This is a genomic window from Limosilactobacillus galli, from assembly GCF_947381495.1.
GTDB lineage: Bacteria > Bacillota > Bacilli > Lactobacillales > Lactobacillaceae > Limosilactobacillus > Limosilactobacillus galli.
The window spans coordinates 1-15,433 of record NZ_CANCWK010000042.1; the positions used below are offsets into that span (position 1 = coordinate 1).

Here is a 15,433-nt window from a genome sequence, read left to right on the forward strand (position 1 = left end):
TGCAAATTGTGGTTCAAGCACTCATCAGAAGGGTGTTTGCTCACAAGCCACGTCCTTTAGGGCGTGGTGGTTGACTTTCGTAAAATAACGAATTTCGCCATCAATGCTGGTGCTTCTTGTAGCCGCCTTCCTTGATAACGTGTTCCTCATCGACGGGGGTATTGAAGAGTTCCTCATCCCGTCCCCGACTGCATTCCGCCTGCAGGGTGATGTGGCAGATGCCGTACTTGTGGCGGAGAATATCCTCAACCTGGCTGTAGATCTTCTCTACCTGGCTTAATGGCAAGTCCTTGCAGTTGAGGTGGGCGGAGAAGATAATCCGGTGCTCGTCGATCATCCAGGCGTGGACGTGGTGGACATCCTCAACACCGGGAACCTGCTTGACATCCTTGGCAATCGCTTCATAGTTCAGGTTAGGTGATTCCTGCATCAAGATCTTGATGGTCTGTACAATGATCGGCCAGGATTCGTAGGCGATGTAGAGGGCCACCGCAATGGTCAGCGCCGGGTCAAGCCAAGGCACATTGACGAAGGTCAGGATGACCCCGCCGATGATAACGGCGACTGAGGAGAGGGCGTCGCTCAAGACGTGCAGGTAGGTTGCCTTCACGTTGAGACTGTTGTGACTGCCGGAATGCAGCAGCACAGCCGACGCCAGGTTGGCGAGCAGACCGATGATGGCTACGGTCAGCATGATCCCGCCGTTGATGTACTGGGGATGATCCAACCGCTGAATTGCCTCGCCGATCAGGAAGATGGCGATGATGATCAGCAGGAGGCTGTTGGTGAGGGCCGAGAGGATTTCCGCCCGCCGGTAGCCATAGGTTCGCTGCCGGGTTTCGGGCCGGCCCCCGATGTGCTGGGCAAAGTAGCCGAGGACGATCGAAAAGGAATCCCCCATGTTGTGAAAGGCATCGGACAGCAGGGCCAGACTGCCGGAAACCAGACCCCCGATGATTTCAACAATGGTGATTAAAACGTTCAACAGGGTAACCGCTAAGAAACGTTTGCCGGTAATCTTTTCTTCCATTATTAATGGTCTCTCCTTTAATTAAAAAATTGTTGCGTTGCAATTTTTAACCCCATAGCATTATAATAGCTAAATGTTACTAACTGAAAAGTTAGGGTTTCCAAACTACCCTTTCATGATATGCTATAATATTATTGTGTTCAATATTTGGCGAGGAGTATATTTATTTTCGTGACCGTTCGAAGGCCGGAATTTTTATCTAGAGGTGAATTGATGTTGACTCCAATGAAGGAAGACTACTTAAAAATTATTTTTGAGCTTGGCGGCAGTCACAAAAAGGTATCGAACAAAGAAATTTCACTAGGCCTCGGCATCGCGGCCGGGTCCGTCACCGAGATGATTTCCAAGCTGGCGGATGAGGGACTGGTTGTCCACGAACCGTACTCGGGAATCACGCTGACGGCGAAGGGGCAGTGCTATGCCGCCGAACTGGTTCGCAAACACCGCCTCTGGGAAACCTTCTTGGTAGACAAACTTCATTATAATTTTGCGGACGTGCACTCGGAGGCTGAGATTCTCGAACACCAGACCAGTGATCGCCTGGCCACCGCCCTCGATAATTTCCTCGGTCATCCGCAGAACTGCCCGCATGGCGGGGTAATTCCCGCTGCCAATGGCCACTTTCCGGATGTCAGCCACCGCTTGCTGGCGGACGCTGACGATGGTGAAGAGGTTGAATTGGAGCGTTTCCTGGATAATCATGAACTGTTGACCTACCTCGAAGAGCTCAACCTACGGCCACAGGACAAGGTCAAGGTTATCCGGCACGAACCATTTGAAGGGCCGATTGTGATCACCAAGGCTGGCGACGACCACCAGATCAGTGTTTCCTACAAGGCCGCACATAATATCTTTATCAAATAGTGGTGCGGAATTACTTCCTTATCATAAATATCTAAAGGGTACTGCTGACAAGTTAAATTGTTAGTGGTACTTTTTAATTAGAGTCATTTTGAAGGAAGTGGGCATATGCTAACGAAAAAACGTCGGCGCCTGGCACTCCGGACGTGTTCCCTGGCTGGCCGGCTCCTCATTGAAAATGGATCCAACATGGAACGGGTCAATGATACCCTGCATCGGATGGCCCGTGCGGCCGGTCTCCAGGACTTTCAGGCCTTCACCACGGTAACCGGAATCGTCCTCGGGGCCAACAGCCTGCCTAATGCCATGGTGATGAATATTCGGCGGCGGAAGAACGACCTGAGCAAGGTAACGGCCGTGAATGAAATTTCCCGGGAAATGTCCCAGGGGCTGATCACCCTGCCCGAAGCATATGCCCAATTGAAGTGGGTCGATCGCCAGGGCCCGTACCGGTACCAGAACCTAGTGGAAGCCTTGGCCGCTGCTGTCTTGAGCATGGCCCTCATGATCGTTTTTACGGGTGACTACCGGGACTCCTGGGTGGGCTTCATCGATGGCGGAATCAGCTATGCCGTCTTCTCATACATGATCCGCAAGTTCAAGATTCAGTACCTCGGGGAGTTCTGCTCGTCCCTGGTGATTGGTTTTTTGGCCGTCTTGATGGTCAAGGCCGGCTGGGCCCACAGTGTCAACGATATTATCATTGGGGCCGTGATGCCACTGGTTCCTGGGATCCCGCTGACCAACGCCGCCCGTGACCTGGTGTCGGGGAACCTGATCAGCGGCCCGACCCGGGGAATTGAGGCGGTCCTGACAGCGGTCTCGATCGGCAGCGCGATTGTGATCGCCCTGCACTTTGCTTAGGAGGTAGTAGGAAAATGCATTATTGGTTAAACCTTCTTCTCCAGTTTTTCCTCTCCTATATCTCAACGGTCTGCTTCGGGATCCTGCTCCATATTCCGGTTCGTGCCTACAATGTGGCCGGGATCATCGGCGGGGGCGTTTGGGTGATCTACTGGATGATGTATTATCAGGATATGGTTGGCCTGGCCTTCGGCAACCTGACGGCGGCCATCCTGATTGCCATCTGCAGTCGGTGGGCTGCGCAGCATAAGAAGATGCCAGCAATCGTCTTTGAGGTTCCCGCCCTAGTACCCTTTGTCCCCGGTGGGCAGGCCTACAAGATGGTGCGCAACTTTGCCATTGGGAACTACCACCTGGTTACGGTCTACTTTTACCAGGTGGTGGTTATTGTCGGTGCGATTACCCTGGGCTTTGGACTGGGCGAATTGTTAAATCGAATTATCCACTACCATCACTGGAAAATTGTGAAAAAGAACCGTTGATACTGGGGCAGTGTGGTATACTCAGTTAATGTTAAATACTAAAATAGGAGATTAAATATGTTTATTGAACGCGATCAGCACCGGTGGTGGCGCTTTGCCATTAGTGGTGGTGCTTTTATCATTCTAATGCTGCTTATTAAGTTTAATTCAGCGGTCGTCACCATGATCGATGCCGTCCTGCAGTCGCTGTTTACCGGACAGCGGATTGAAAATGTGGGCTGGTTCCACGCCTTGATGACGCTGCTGTCATTCTTGGCGAGCCCCAAGATGGACCTGCTCTGGGTACTTATTATTGCCGTTGTTCTGTGGCTCAAACACTACCAGATTCCGGCACTGTGGGCTCTGGGGACAATTATCGGCGGTGATGTGCTTGGCGAGATCTTCAAGCACATTGTCAAGCGGGCCCGGCCGGCACAACACCTTGCAGCCGATGACGGCTACAGCTTCCCGAGCGGTCACACCCTGGGGATCTTCTTGGTAGCGGCCATCCTCTTGCTGATCGTGGTTCCGCTGATTCGCAAGCACGCCACCCGGACCATCTGCCAGCTGCTGATCGTCTTTGTGGTCTTCTTCCTGGCGGTTTCCCGGGTTTACCTGTATGCTCACTGGCCATTCGACACCATCAGTGCCATGCTGCTGGCCTACGCCTGGCTTCAAGTGGCAGAGTGGCTCTATGTGGCCTGGGCACCACGCTTACGAGCAATCTCGTTTTTATCGACTTCTGAAATATAGTAATATTGAGACTGGCAGAGAATAATTTTTTCTCACCAGTCTCGTTTTTGTTTTAAGGAGGGGAAATAATGCCAGAAGTTCAGATTAATATGGCTGTTCCTAGTGATAGTCCGGCAATTGCCGCGATTCTGGCTGATCCGCTTGTGCAGCGGCGGGCCCACCTGATGGTCGTACCTGATCCAACCGCGGTGGCCATGCTGATGCAAAGTACGCACCTGCTGACGATTCGTTGTGACAAGCAGATCGTGGGGATCATGACCCTTGAACAAGTCACGGCGACCTGCTGGGAACTGGGCTACCTACTCTGCCGGACCGACTGGGGAAAGGGCATCATGACGGCAGCAGTGGGCCTGCTCTGTGATCGCCTGCAACCAGGAAACTGCTTGCGGGCAACGGTGGATGATGACAACATCGGGTCGCAGCGGGTCCTGATCAAGAACGATTTCGCTAAGGAGACTGACGATGGGGAGCAGGGCAAGTGGTTTTTTCAAAAAGGCCTTGCACTGATCAAATATTAGAGTATAATTAGAAAACAATGAAGAGGTTGCATCTCTTATCAGTAGTCCGCAACAGGTGAATGAGCACCGCACGGCGGGTGAAAGGAAGGGATGCCGAAACAGATTCCGGCTTATTCCGACGATCTGTTGGGTCATGACTGAAGAAGTTATGGACTGTCGCTAAAATGCGGGGCGCTTCCAAAAAAGAACTACCGTGGTTATTACCAGGTCTTCTGATGGGGTGTCCCGTTGGAAGACTTTTTTATTTACTATTTGGAGGAATGAGTTATATGGCAGAAACAAGTCAAAGTGACCACTCCACCGGCCACATTCATCGGTCGCTGCGGACACGTCACCTCTCAATGATTGCCCTCGGGGGGACGATCGGGACCGGGCTCTTCATCACCAGTGGTGAAGCGATCTCGACGGCCGGACCTGGTGGGGCGCTAGTCGCTTATATCGTGATGGGGATGATGGTCTACTTCTTAATGACCAGTCTCGGGGAAATGGCAACCTACATGCCGCTGACCGGGTCCTTCTCCGCCTATGCTACTAAGTTTATCGACCCCGCCCTTGGCTTTGCCATGGGGTGGAACTACTGGCTGAATTGGGCCGTTACGATTCCAGTGGAGGCGACGACGGCCGGGATTATTATGAATTACTGGCTGCCATCGGTTCCGCAATGGATCTTCAGTGTCACCGTGTTGGCATTGATCTTTTTGATTAACTACCTCTCCGTTCGTTCCTATGGTGAAACGGAGTACTGGTTAGCCCTGGTCAAGATCGTTACCGTGGTGGTCTTCCTGATTGTCGGGGTAGCGATTATCCTTGGAATCATGGGCGGACACGCCGTGGGAGTAAGCAACTTCCACTACAAGAAGGCCCCATTTGTTGGCGGGGTTCCTGCCATCATCAGTGTCTTCCTGATCGCCGGTTTCTCCTTCCAGGGAACTGAATTGGTTGGGATCACGGCTGGTGAAGCGGCCACTCCAGAAGTTTCTGTCTCCAAGGCCATCCACTCGACCTTCTGGCGGATCCTGATCTTCTACATCTGCACGATCTTCGTAATTGCATGTATCCTGCCGTACACCGACAAGAACCTGTTAAACCAAAATGTTTCCAACATCACGATGAGTCCGTTCACCATTGTCTTTAAGCGGGCGGGGCTGGCGATTGCGGCCAGTGTCATGAACGCGGTTATCCTGACGGCGGTGGTTTCTTCTGCCAACTCAGGCCTCTACGCTTCCACCCGGATGCTCTTCTCCCAAGCTCGTGAAGGTTACGCATGGCGCTTCTTCGGCTACATTAACAAGCAGGGGATTCCGATCTACGCCCTGCTGGGGACAATGCTGGTTTCAGCCTTAATTTACTTGACCCAGTTTATCGGCCCACAGGCTTATAACTACCTGATCAATGCTTCTGGGTTGTGCGGGTTTATCGCTTGGCTGGGGATTGCCTCCTCGCACTGGCGGTTCCGACGGGCCTACCTTGCCCAGGGCCGGGACCTTAACGACTTGAAGTACCGGTCGTCATTCTTCCCGTTTGGCCCGATCTTTGCCTTTGTTCTCTGCTTCATCGTTATCTGTGGGCAAAACGTGGACGCCTTCATCAAGTGGGATTGGCAAAACATCCTTATTTCCTACATGAGTGTGCCAATCTTCCTGGTATTGTTCATCTACTACAAGGTTCGTTACCGGACCCACATTATTCCATTGGATCAGGTAGACCTGTCGCGGAGCACTAAGGGTGAAAAGTACGTGGCACCAGATGATGAGGATAAATAATTGTTAACCACAAAATATGGTCACTTTCGGGTGGCCATTTTCTTTTTTAGTGTTAAAATTGTAATCGTGTGTTTTTTAAGACTCTAATTATGAAAGGGAAAATGATTAATGATTGCTTTAGCCGGAACAATTGGCGCTGGGAAGACCAGCTTGACGCAACTCTTAGCTGACCATCTGCACAGCCAGGCATTTTATGAATCAGTCGAGGGAAACAAGATTCTGCCGCTCTTCTACAAGGACCCGAAGAAGTACGGCTTCCTCTTGCAGATTTACTTCTTAAACAAGCGGCTGGATGAGATCAAGGAATCCTACAGCAACGATCTGAACGTTTTGGACCGGTCGATCTTTGAGGATGCCCTCTTGTTTAAGCTGAACGCTGACATGGGGCGGGCTACTGAGACCGAATCAGATATTTACTCATCATTATTGAACAACATGATGGAGGAACTGCCGGACCAGGTTCACCAGAAGGCCCCGAACCTTTTGATCACCATTCAGATCTCTTTTGACACCATGCTGAAGCGGATCAAGAAGCGCGGCCGGTCATATGAACAGATCGCCAATGATCCATCCCTGTACGACTACTACAAGAACCTGAACGAGCGCTATGTCGACTGGTACAAGCGCTATGATGAGAGCCCAAAGATGCTGATCGATGGGGATAAGTATGACTTTGTCGAGGATCCGCAGGCGGCACAGCAAGTTCTTAAGATGATTGATCAGAAGCTGGCAGAATTAAATCTTAAATAGGGTTTGACAGGTTGGTAAAATGATGATATATTAATTAAGCTGATTTGTTTCAGTTTAATTAATTTCTCGGAGGATTAGCTCAGTTGGGAGAGCATCTGCCTTACAAGCAGAGGGTCACAGGTTCGAGCCCTGTATCCTCCATATGCGGATGTGGCGGAATTGGCAGACGCGCAAGATTTAGGATCTTGTATCTTTTGATGTAAGGGTTCAAGTCCCTTCATCCGCATTCAGCTTTTGAAATTAAATTGAAAAAAGCTGTTGACAAATTCCACTCGATCGTGTAACATTTATAATTGTTGATACGGAATGTGTCAAAAACTTAATATGCGGAAGTAGTTCAGTGGTAGAACATCACCTTGCCATGGTGGGGGTCGCGGGTTCGAATCCCGTCTTCCGCTCTTATGCACCCATAGCGCAATTGGATAGAGTGTCTGACTACGAATCAGAAGGTTGAAGGTTCGACTCCTTCTGGGTGCATTATTAAAGCGTGACAGTTATCTCGTTGAGATGGGTGTGGCGCTTATTTTTTTCGGAAATTAGCTCAGCTTGGTAGAGCGCTGCGTTCGGGACGCAGAGGTCGCAAGTTCGAATCTTGTATTTCCGACTATTCTCACCTGTAACAATGACCCAATGGGTTGTTGTTACAGGTGTTTTTTGTTGGGCGACAATTGCCTGAAATCACCTTCATACCTTGTGAACGATTTGAGCATCAAAAGTAATTTTCACAATAATCATATGCTGCGCCTGCATTGATATATGTGCATTTATGAGCTACAAGAGCAATACCTTGTGGAACTCAAAGTAAACGCTTACAATGTGAACTGTAAGCTGCAAATGTGGAAATGAGAAAGGTGATTTTAAAATGGCTTATAAGACGATTAATCCTTATACGAACGAAGTAGAACATGAGTATCCACAGGCCACCGCTGCCGAGGTTGAAAAGGCCCTGACGGCTGCGCACCGGCTTTACCTGCGATGGCGCGGCGGCGGTGAGCTGGCAGAGCGGAAACAGGTCATCACGCGCTTGGGGGAATTACTCCGCAACAGGAAACACGAGCTGGGAACGCTCATCACGCACGATATGGGGAAGCTGATTGGCGAAGCGGAAGGCGAGGTCGAACTTTGCGCGTCATTCTGCGACTACTATGTTCAACGGGCAGATCAATTTTTGGCCCCTACGCCGCTCTATACTGAATCCGGCAATGCCTACGTCCTTCATCAGGCTACCGGGGTTCTGATGGCGGTTGAGCCGTGGAACTTTCCTTTCTACCAGATTGCCCGGGTCTTCATTCCTAATTTTTTGGCCGGAAACCCGATGATATTAAAGGATGCCTCGAACTGCCCGACATCGGCCCAGGCGTTCGCGGACCTCGTAAAGGAGGCAGGGGCGCCGGATGGCAGCTTAACGAACCTCTTTATAGATTATGACCAGGTGGGGACCATTATTGCTGACAAGCGTGTTCAGGGGGTCTGCCTCACTGGTTCCGAGCGCGGCGGCCAGGCCGTGGCAACGGAAGCTGCTAAGAGCCTCAAGAAGAGTACGATGGAGTTGGGCGGCAATGATGCCTTTATCGTCCTTCCTGATGCAGATATCGATAAACTGACCGCAGTTATTCCCGCTGCCCGGCTGTATAATGCCGGCCAGGTATGCACGTCTTCCAAACGTTTTGTGGTCCCGGATAATCTCTACGATGAATTCTTGGACCGGGCCAAGAGAATTTTCAGCAGTGTTAAGATGGGGGACCCAATGGATTCGCACACGACGCTTGCCCCGCTGAATTCTAAAAAGGCCAAGGAAAAACTGCAAAAGCAGGTGGACTTGGCGGTTGAGCACGGGGCCAAGGTCGTTTATGGCGACCAGCCGGTGGATGACCTTGAAGGCCAGTTCTTTATGCCGACGATCCTAACCGAGATTGACCGGGATAACCCCGTTTTTGACCAGGAGATGTTTGGGCCGGTAATGGCGGTCTATAAGTATCATGATGTTGCCGAGGCGATTGCTCTTGCCAATGATTCCAGCTATGGCTTAGGAAGTACGGTCTTCGGGACGGACATTAAGCAGGCCCGGCAGGTAGCAGCACAGATTGAAACTGGGATGACCTGGATTAATTCAGGCTGGGCCTCCCTTCCAGAATTGCCATTTGGCGGGGTTAAGCATTCTGGCTATGGCCGTGAGCTGGCTGAACAGGGCTTCAAGTCCTTTGTCAATGACCATCTGGTATACGAACCAGAGGCATAAGACAAAAGTCAGTGCCGATAATTCAGATAAATACAAAATACCGTTCAGAATTTCCCCAGAGATTCTGAACGGTATTTCAAGTTTATGGACGTTGTGTGTTATCCCCGGACGGATTGCCCGCCGTCGACGATTAACTCAGCGCCGTTAACGTATTTAGCTTCGTCACTGGCCAGGAAGAGGACCGGGTAGGCCACGTCCTCGGGATCACCAAGGTGGCCAAGCGGAATCCCGGCGATCAGCGAGTCTAGAAGTTGCTTGTTGAGGGTAAAGGCCTGCATCAGCGGGGTAACGATCCAGCCGGGCAGGACGGAGTTGACAACTTGCCAAGGTCACGTGCCGCTCCCTTCGTAAATGCCCGGGAAGCCCCCTTAGAGGCCGTGCAAGGTGGGGCCCCGGCAGTCCCTTGGACACTGGCAAGGGATGGGATGTGGATAATTGAGCCACCGCCGATTTTCTTCATCTCAGGAACGACGTACTTCATCCCTAAGAAGTGCGACATGGCGTTGGTATCCATGAAGAGGTGCCAGTCGTCAACCGTGGAGTCGGTCAAACCGGAAGTCTTGTCAGTGATTCCGATTCCGGCGTTGTTTACCAGAATATCGATCTTCTTGAACTTATTAATCCCCTGGGCCACGGCGTCAATCCACTCGTCTTCTTTCGTAACGTCCAGCTTTAATGGCAGAATTGCGTCACCGTATTGCTCTTTCAGGGTATCAACGTGCTTGTTGAGGAGCTTGGCGTTGATATCGGTGGCAATCACCTTGGCCCCTTCCTTAACAAAGAGGGCCGGTTCAGCTGCTCCCTGGCCGCTCGCTGCTCCGGTGATCAGTGCTACTTTATCGTTCAGTCGTTTTGACATAGATAAGCTCTCTCTTTGTTATGATTTGTAAAAAATGTTGGTTACATGATATCAATAAAGTCCGGCAATGGATAATTAAATTTAAGTTACCGAAATATTACAATAATTTTGCGAAGCCTTAATTGTTGCTTCCCAGCTAAAAATCCCCCATCATTATTAGTAGTTAGGAGAGGTGAGAATTGTGAAACGTCTTTTATTGCTGCTAAGCGTTTTAGCAGCCGTTGTCGGAATCGGTCTGCCCGTTAACGCTGATCCCATTTCTTCTATTAATCAATCATCGATCTTCAGCACAGAAGATGGCCAGATGACAGGGAGCAACACCGCCCAGGCGACACGTGCCGGCGCCAGGACCCTTAGCCTGCCGTCCAGGACGCCGACCCCCATTGAAGGCTACCGCTGGCCGACCCGGAACCTGCGGATCTATATGCAAACCCGGGATAAGGCGTTACAGACGGCCTTTAGGGGGGCAGTGAGGGCTTGGAATAATACGGGGGCGGTTCATATCAGCTGGTGCCGCGACGAGGATCGTGCCGATATTATTGCTCAGGACGGGTCGCTGACTAGTACCGCCCCAACAACAACCGTGGGCTATGTATCGTCCCAGCTGGGGTCGACCAGTACAGAATATAACCCGGACACCCACGCGCTAATTCGAGCCCGCTCAACCCTGGATGCCGGACAGCTGGACTATACCAACCGGACTTTCCGAACGGAGATTGCCGAGCATGAACTGGGGCATGCGCTTGGCCTGGCCCATGCGCCGGAGTACATGCACAGTGTCATGATTCCCCGCAATGTCAAGACCGGGATCACCAAGGATGATCGGGCAACGGTTCGCCTCCTGTATGATAGACACCGGGAGTAATTGTGATTGCTTCACAATCTTGTTACTTTTAGTTAGCAATATAATTTAATTTTATGATTGGTTTGCCCTCAGTCAATCCAGCAGTAGCGCTGTCATTGCTAATTTAATGGTAATTGGTTCACTTGATGCGATGAAAAACTTATGGAATAGCCTTTAAAAACAGGGATGGTTCTGCTATTATAACAATTGTGAAAAGTAGAACATGTCTTTGAAAGGGAGAATTTACCTTATGAAAGCTGCTGTTATTAATGATCCAGTAGATGGATACGTTACTGTTAAGGATGTTAAGCTTCGTGATCTCAAGCCAGGTGAAGCTTTAGTTGACATGGAATACTGTGGTCTTTGCCACACCGACCTGCACGTTGCTGCCGGTGACTTCGGCAAGAAGCCGGGCCGGATTATCGGTCACGAAGGTGTCGGCCGTGTATCCAAGGTTGCCCCTGGCGTTACCTCTCTGAAGGTTGGGGACCGGGTATCAATCGCTTGGTTCTTCAAGGGCTGTGGCCACTGTGAATACTGCCTGACTGGCCGGGAAACTCTTTGCCGTAACGTCCTGAACGCTGGTTACACCGCTGATGGTGCGATGGCTCAACAATGCATCGTTCCAGCTGACTACGCTGTTAAGGTTCCAGAAGGTCTGGACCCAGTTGAAGCAACTTCTTTGACCTGTGCCGGTGTTACGATGTACAAGGCACTGAAGGTTGCTGACATCAAGCCTGGTCAATGGGTATCAATCGTTGGTGCCGGTGGTCTTGGTAACCTCGGTATCCAATTTGCTCACAACGTCTTCGGCGCTCACGTTATCGCCGTTGATGGTAACCCTGACAAGCTGCAAGCTGCTAAGGAAAACGGTGCTGAAATTGTTATCAACCGTCATGATGGTGACGTTGACGAACAAATCCAAAAGAAGGTTGGCGGTGTTCACGCCGCAGTTGTTACTGCCGTTACGACTGCTGCCTTTGACCAAGCCGTTAACTCCCTGCGTCCAGATGGCCGCTTAGTTGCCGTTGCCCTTCCACAAGGTGACATGAAGCTGAACATTGCCAAGACGGTTCTGGATGGGATCATCGTTGCCGGTTCACTGGTTGGTACTCGTCAAGACTTGGCAGAATGCTTCCAATTCGGTGCTGAAGGCAAGGTTCACCCAATCGTTCGCACTCGTAAGCTTTCTGAAATCAATGACATGATCCAAGAACTGAAGGATAACAAGGTTGTTGGTCGGAACGTTGTTGACTTCAGCCTTGAAGACTAATTGAATTTAAGTTAATAAATTAAGAGCTATAGGAGATTAAGTTTTCCTATAGCCCTTTTTTCGTAGGACGTTGGACGGGCAGAAACGGGGAAAATATGGTAAAATAATGGTCAAGATTAGTCAGATGATGGAGGGCGATGAAATGGAGAACCGAAGTATTTCGGATATTATCGAAGCATATCTCAAAGAAATCTTTGGTGATGACACCCAGATCGAGATCCGCCGTTCTGAAATTGCTGATCATTTTAACGTTGTTCCATCACAAATCAATTATGTGATCAAGACCCGGTTCACCATTCAGAATGGTTACCTCGTCCAGAGCAAGCGGGGCGGTGGCGGCTACATCCGCATTGAGCGAGTTAATTTACTTGCCGACGTAGATGTGCTAAACTCACTGGTCCAAGCAATTGGCGATTCAATTCGTGAACGGGAAGCGTTCGCGATTATAGAAACGCTCTACAACGAGAAAGTGATTTCGCGACGCGAGGGCGATTTGATGCTGGTGGCACTATCGAAGCAGACTTTAGCAGTTGATGATACCAATATGGAGAATAAACTCCGCGCACGGATTTTAGTTTCGTTTCTTAATCGATTACGGTATGAAAGTTAGAGGTTGATTGCAGATGGATAACATGTTTACACCTAGCGCTAAGCACGTTTTAGCAATTGCTCATGAACAGGCAAAATACTTTAAGCACCAAGCGGTGGGGACTGAGCACCTCCTATTGGCCCTGTCGATGGACAAGGACGGGATTGCCAATAAGATCTTTGAGCAGTTCTCAATCACCAGCGATGATATTCGTGAAGAGATCGAGCGGCTGATCGGCTACGGAACCATGGATGATCTCGGCCCCGCCGACTACCTGCCGTACTCACCGAAAGCTAAGCAGGTTTTGGCATTGGCCGGACGGGAGGCTCAACAGATGCATGCCCTGAAGATTGGGACCGAGCACCTGTTGCTGGCCCTGATCGCGGACGAAGGAGTCCTTTCGTCGCGGATTCTGTACAGCCTGGACGTCCTGCCGCGGCAGGTCCGGAAGGTAACACTGCGGCGGCTCGGTATTTCCGAGAGCCAGGTCCAGCGCCGTGCCAGCCAAGACGGTAACAATAACCAGGCGGCGGGAACCCCAACCCTGGACAAGCTTGCCCGTGACATGACGCAGCTTGCCCGGACCAAGCGCCTCGATCCAGTTGTCGGCCGGGACAAGGAGATCAAGCGGGTTATCCAGATCCTGAGTCGGCGGACGAAGAACAACCCCGTCCTGATCGGGGAACCCGGGGTTGGTAAGACAGCGATCGTCGAGGGACTGGCCCAGCAGATGGTCGCGGGGACCGTTCCAGAAGAGCTGGCCAACAAGCGGCTGATGGTCCTCGACATGGGCTCCCTGGTTGCTGGCACTAAGTACCGTGGTGAATTTGAAAACCGGTTGAAGAAGGTTATTGAGGAGATCCAAAATGATGGGCACGTCATCCTCTTCATTGATGAACTGCACACCCTGATCGGTGCCGGTGGGGCCGAGGGGGCCATCGATGCTTCCAACATTCTGAAGCCGGCCCTGGCCCGAGGCGAACTGCAGACGATCGGGGCGACTACCCTGGACGAGTACCAGAAGCATATCGAATCCGATGCGGCCCTGGAACGGCGGTTTGCTACCGTTCAGGTGGATGAGCCGACGCCAGAGGTTGCTCTCCACATTCTGAAGGGCTTGCGGCCAAAGTACGAGGAACACCACCACGTTAAGATTACGGATGATGCCCTGGAACAAGCGGTCAAGCTTTCTTCCCGTTATATTTCTGATCGTTTCCTGCCGGATAAGGCCATTGACCTGATGGATGAGTCGGCAGCCATGGTCCGGATCGACGCCGAAGAGAAGAAAGACCGGCAGCCATCACTTGAGAGCAAGCTGGATGACCTGCGCACTGCCAAGGAAACGGCCATTGAGAACCAGAACTTTGATCGGGCTGCTCAGCTCCGCCGGGATGAACTGACGTTGAAGGCGGAACTCGACCGGCAGAAGAAAGAGCTGGCACACCGTTCAGCAGAAAAGGGCGGCTACCGCCTGAAAGTTACCGGTGAAGATGTTGCTAAGGTTGTGGCTGAATGGACAGGTATTCCGTTGACGCAGCTGAAGAAGAGCGAGAGTGAACGGCTGGTCAACCTTGAACGGGTTCTTCACCGGCGGGTGATCGGCCAGGACGAAGCTGTTAGTGCCGTGGCTAAGGCTATCCGGCGGGCTCGCAGCGGCCTTAAGGATCCCAACCGGCCAATCGGTTCCTTCATGTTCTTGGGGCCAACCGGGGTCGGAAAGACTGAATTAGCCAAGGCGCTGGCCGAGGCCATGTTTGGCTCGGAAGACAACATGATCCGGATCGATATGTCCGAGTACATGGAGAAGTACAGTACCAGCCGACTGATTGGTGCCGCGCCAGGCTACGTGGGTTACGACGAAGGGGGCCAGCTGACCGAAAAGGTTCGTCAGCACCCGTACTCCGTTGTACTCTTGGATGAAGCCGAGAAGGCCCACCCAGACGTCTTCAACCTCTTGCTGCAGGTCTTGGATGATGGCTATCTGACCGACGCCAAGGGCCGTAAGGTGGACTTCCGGAACACGATCATTATCATGACTTCCAATCTGGGGGCAACTCAGCTTCAGGATGAAAAAGAAGTCGGCTTTGGCGCCAAGGATATGAGCCACGATTACAATGCCATGGCCGCGGCTATCCGGCAGCAGTTGAAGTTGCACTTCCGGCCAGAATTCCTCAACCGGATTGATGAAACCATCATCTTCCACTCGCTTAACAAGAAGGAACTACACCAGATTGTTAAGCTGATGGCCAAGTCCTTGACTTCCCGGATTGCCGAGCAGGGGATCAACCTGAAGCTTACGCCAGCGGCAATTGACGAGATTGCCAAGGTCGGTTATGATCCAGCTTACGGAGCGCGGCCGCTGCGGCGGGCTCTTCAGGACCACGTTGAAGACAGCCTGAGTACGGCCCTGCTGGATGGTCAGATTAAGGTTGGCGATGATGTCAAGATTGGTGCGCACCAAGGTCAGCTGACGATGAAGATTAAGAACTCCGATACGGATAAACCGATTTTGATTAAGATGAATAAGTAATGAATTGGGAGCTGTTCTAATGGTTGGTTCTATGATATTCGGTAAGGATAAGATGAATTCTTATCTTTATCGTTTTTTGTTACTTGCTGTACCATTGAT

The 15,433-nt window shown here is 51.3% G+C and carries 15 protein-coding genes, 5 tRNA genes and 1 riboswitch; of the genes, 17 read left to right on the forward strand and 3 right to left on the reverse strand.

Annotated features, from left to right (window positions below; all coding sequences use genetic code 11):
• Window positions 1-100 precede the first annotated feature (100 nt).
• Entirely contained in the window at window positions 101-1,030 is a 930-nt protein-coding gene (locus QOS10_RS07665; RefSeq protein WP_283594869.1) for a cation diffusion facilitator family transporter, read from the reverse strand.
• A 216-nt stretch (window positions 1,031-1,246) separates the two neighbouring features.
• On the opposite strand from QOS10_RS07665, the gene QOS10_RS07670 reads away from it, so the two are divergent.
• From QOS10_RS07670 to QOS10_RS07730, 13 genes are all read left to right on the forward strand, one after another.
• Window positions 1,247-1,894: a metal-dependent transcriptional regulator gene (locus tag QOS10_RS07670; RefSeq protein WP_283594882.1), complete on the forward strand. Its 648-nt coding sequence runs from the start codon at window positions 1,247-1,249 to the stop codon at window positions 1,892-1,894.
• Window positions 1,895-1,999: 105 nt separating this feature from the next.
• Window positions 2,000-2,755: a threonine/serine exporter family protein gene (locus QOS10_RS07675; protein WP_283594870.1), complete on the forward strand. Its 756-nt coding sequence runs from the start codon at window positions 2,000-2,002 to the stop codon at window positions 2,753-2,755.
• A gap of 14 nt (window positions 2,756-2,769) precedes the next feature.
• The gene (locus QOS10_RS07680) at window positions 2,770-3,237 is read left to right on the forward strand and encodes a threonine/serine exporter family protein (RefSeq protein ID WP_283594871.1); all 468 of its coding nucleotides are present in this window, start codon (window positions 2,770-2,772) and stop codon (window positions 3,235-3,237) included.
• 57 nt (window positions 3,238-3,294) lie between these two features.
• Window positions 3,295-3,969 carry a phosphatase PAP2 family protein gene (locus QOS10_RS07685; RefSeq protein WP_283594872.1) on the forward strand — a complete coding sequence of 225 codons (675 nt, stop codon included), beginning with the start codon at window positions 3,295-3,297 and terminating at the stop codon, window positions 3,967-3,969.
• Window positions 3,970-4,037: 68 nt separating this feature from the next.
• The gene (locus tag QOS10_RS07690) at window positions 4,038-4,487 is read left to right on the forward strand and encodes a GNAT family N-acetyltransferase (protein WP_283594873.1); all 450 of its coding nucleotides are present in this window, start codon (window positions 4,038-4,040) and stop codon (window positions 4,485-4,487) included.
• 12 nt (window positions 4,488-4,499) lie between these two features.
• Window positions 4,500-4,672, forward strand: a riboswitch (Lysine riboswitch).
• An 84-nt stretch (window positions 4,673-4,756) separates the two neighbouring features.
• A complete protein-coding gene (locus tag QOS10_RS07695) occupies window positions 4,757-6,250 on the forward strand; it encodes an amino acid permease (RefSeq protein ID WP_283594874.1) in 1,494 nt (497 codons plus the stop codon).
• Between the two features lie 108 nt (window positions 6,251-6,358).
• Window positions 6,359-7,000 (forward strand): deoxynucleoside kinase, encoded by a 642-nt coding sequence (locus QOS10_RS07700; RefSeq protein ID WP_283594875.1) that lies wholly within the window; start codon window positions 6,359-6,361, stop codon window positions 6,998-7,000.
• 68 nt (window positions 7,001-7,068) lie between these two features.
• Window positions 7,069-7,141 (forward strand) — tRNA-Val (locus tag QOS10_RS07705).
• Between the two features lie 3 nt (window positions 7,142-7,144).
• Window positions 7,145-7,226 (forward strand) — tRNA-Leu (locus tag QOS10_RS07710).
• A gap of 100 nt (window positions 7,227-7,326) precedes the next feature.
• A tRNA-Gly gene (locus tag QOS10_RS07715) sits at window positions 7,327-7,398 on the forward strand.
• 5 nt (window positions 7,399-7,403) lie between these two features.
• A tRNA-Arg gene (locus QOS10_RS07720) sits at window positions 7,404-7,477 on the forward strand.
• A gap of 53 nt (window positions 7,478-7,530) precedes the next feature.
• A tRNA-Pro gene (locus QOS10_RS07725) sits at window positions 7,531-7,604 on the forward strand.
• 258 nt (window positions 7,605-7,862) lie between these two features.
• Entirely contained in the window at window positions 7,863-9,239 is a 1,377-nt protein-coding gene (locus QOS10_RS07730; RefSeq protein ID WP_283594876.1) for an NAD-dependent succinate-semialdehyde dehydrogenase, read from the forward strand.
• Window positions 9,240-9,337: 98 nt separating this feature from the next.
• Here QOS10_RS07730 and QOS10_RS07735 read toward each other — a convergent pair whose 3' ends face one another.
• Window positions 9,338-9,517, reverse strand: coding sequence for an SDR family oxidoreductase (locus tag QOS10_RS07735; protein ID WP_283594877.1), 180 nt, complete (start codon window positions 9,515-9,517; stop codon window positions 9,338-9,340).
• Window positions 9,517-10,098: an SDR family NAD(P)-dependent oxidoreductase gene (locus tag QOS10_RS07740; RefSeq protein WP_283594878.1), complete on the reverse strand. Its 582-nt coding sequence runs from the start codon at window positions 10,096-10,098 to the stop codon at window positions 9,517-9,519. The genes QOS10_RS07735 and QOS10_RS07740 overlap by 1 nt, the downstream gene beginning before the upstream one ends.
• Window positions 10,099-10,279: 181 nt before the next feature.
• Between QOS10_RS07740 and QOS10_RS07745 the strand changes: the two genes are divergently transcribed.
• The 4 genes from QOS10_RS07745 to QOS10_RS07760 all read left to right on the forward strand — a co-directional run bounded on the left by QOS10_RS07745 (window position 10,280) and on the right by QOS10_RS07760 (window position 15,334).
• Window positions 10,280-10,963 carry a matrixin family metalloprotease gene (locus tag QOS10_RS07745; RefSeq protein ID WP_283594879.1) on the forward strand — a complete coding sequence of 228 codons (684 nt, stop codon included), beginning with the start codon at window positions 10,280-10,282 and terminating at the stop codon, window positions 10,961-10,963.
• A 229-nt stretch (window positions 10,964-11,192) separates the two neighbouring features.
• Window positions 11,193-12,215: an alcohol dehydrogenase AdhP gene (adhP, locus tag QOS10_RS07750; protein WP_283594880.1), complete on the forward strand. Its 1,023-nt coding sequence runs from the start codon at window positions 11,193-11,195 to the stop codon at window positions 12,213-12,215.
• Window positions 12,216-12,357: 142 nt separating this feature from the next.
• Window positions 12,358-12,825, forward strand: coding sequence for a CtsR family transcriptional regulator (locus QOS10_RS07755; RefSeq protein ID WP_283594883.1), 468 nt, complete (start codon window positions 12,358-12,360; stop codon window positions 12,823-12,825).
• A 13-nt stretch (window positions 12,826-12,838) separates the two neighbouring features.
• On the forward strand, window positions 12,839-15,334 hold the full coding sequence (locus tag QOS10_RS07760) for an ATP-dependent Clp protease ATP-binding subunit (RefSeq protein WP_283594881.1): 2,496 nt from the start codon (window positions 12,839-12,841) through the stop codon (window positions 15,332-15,334).
• Window positions 15,335-15,433: the final 99 nt, after the last annotated feature.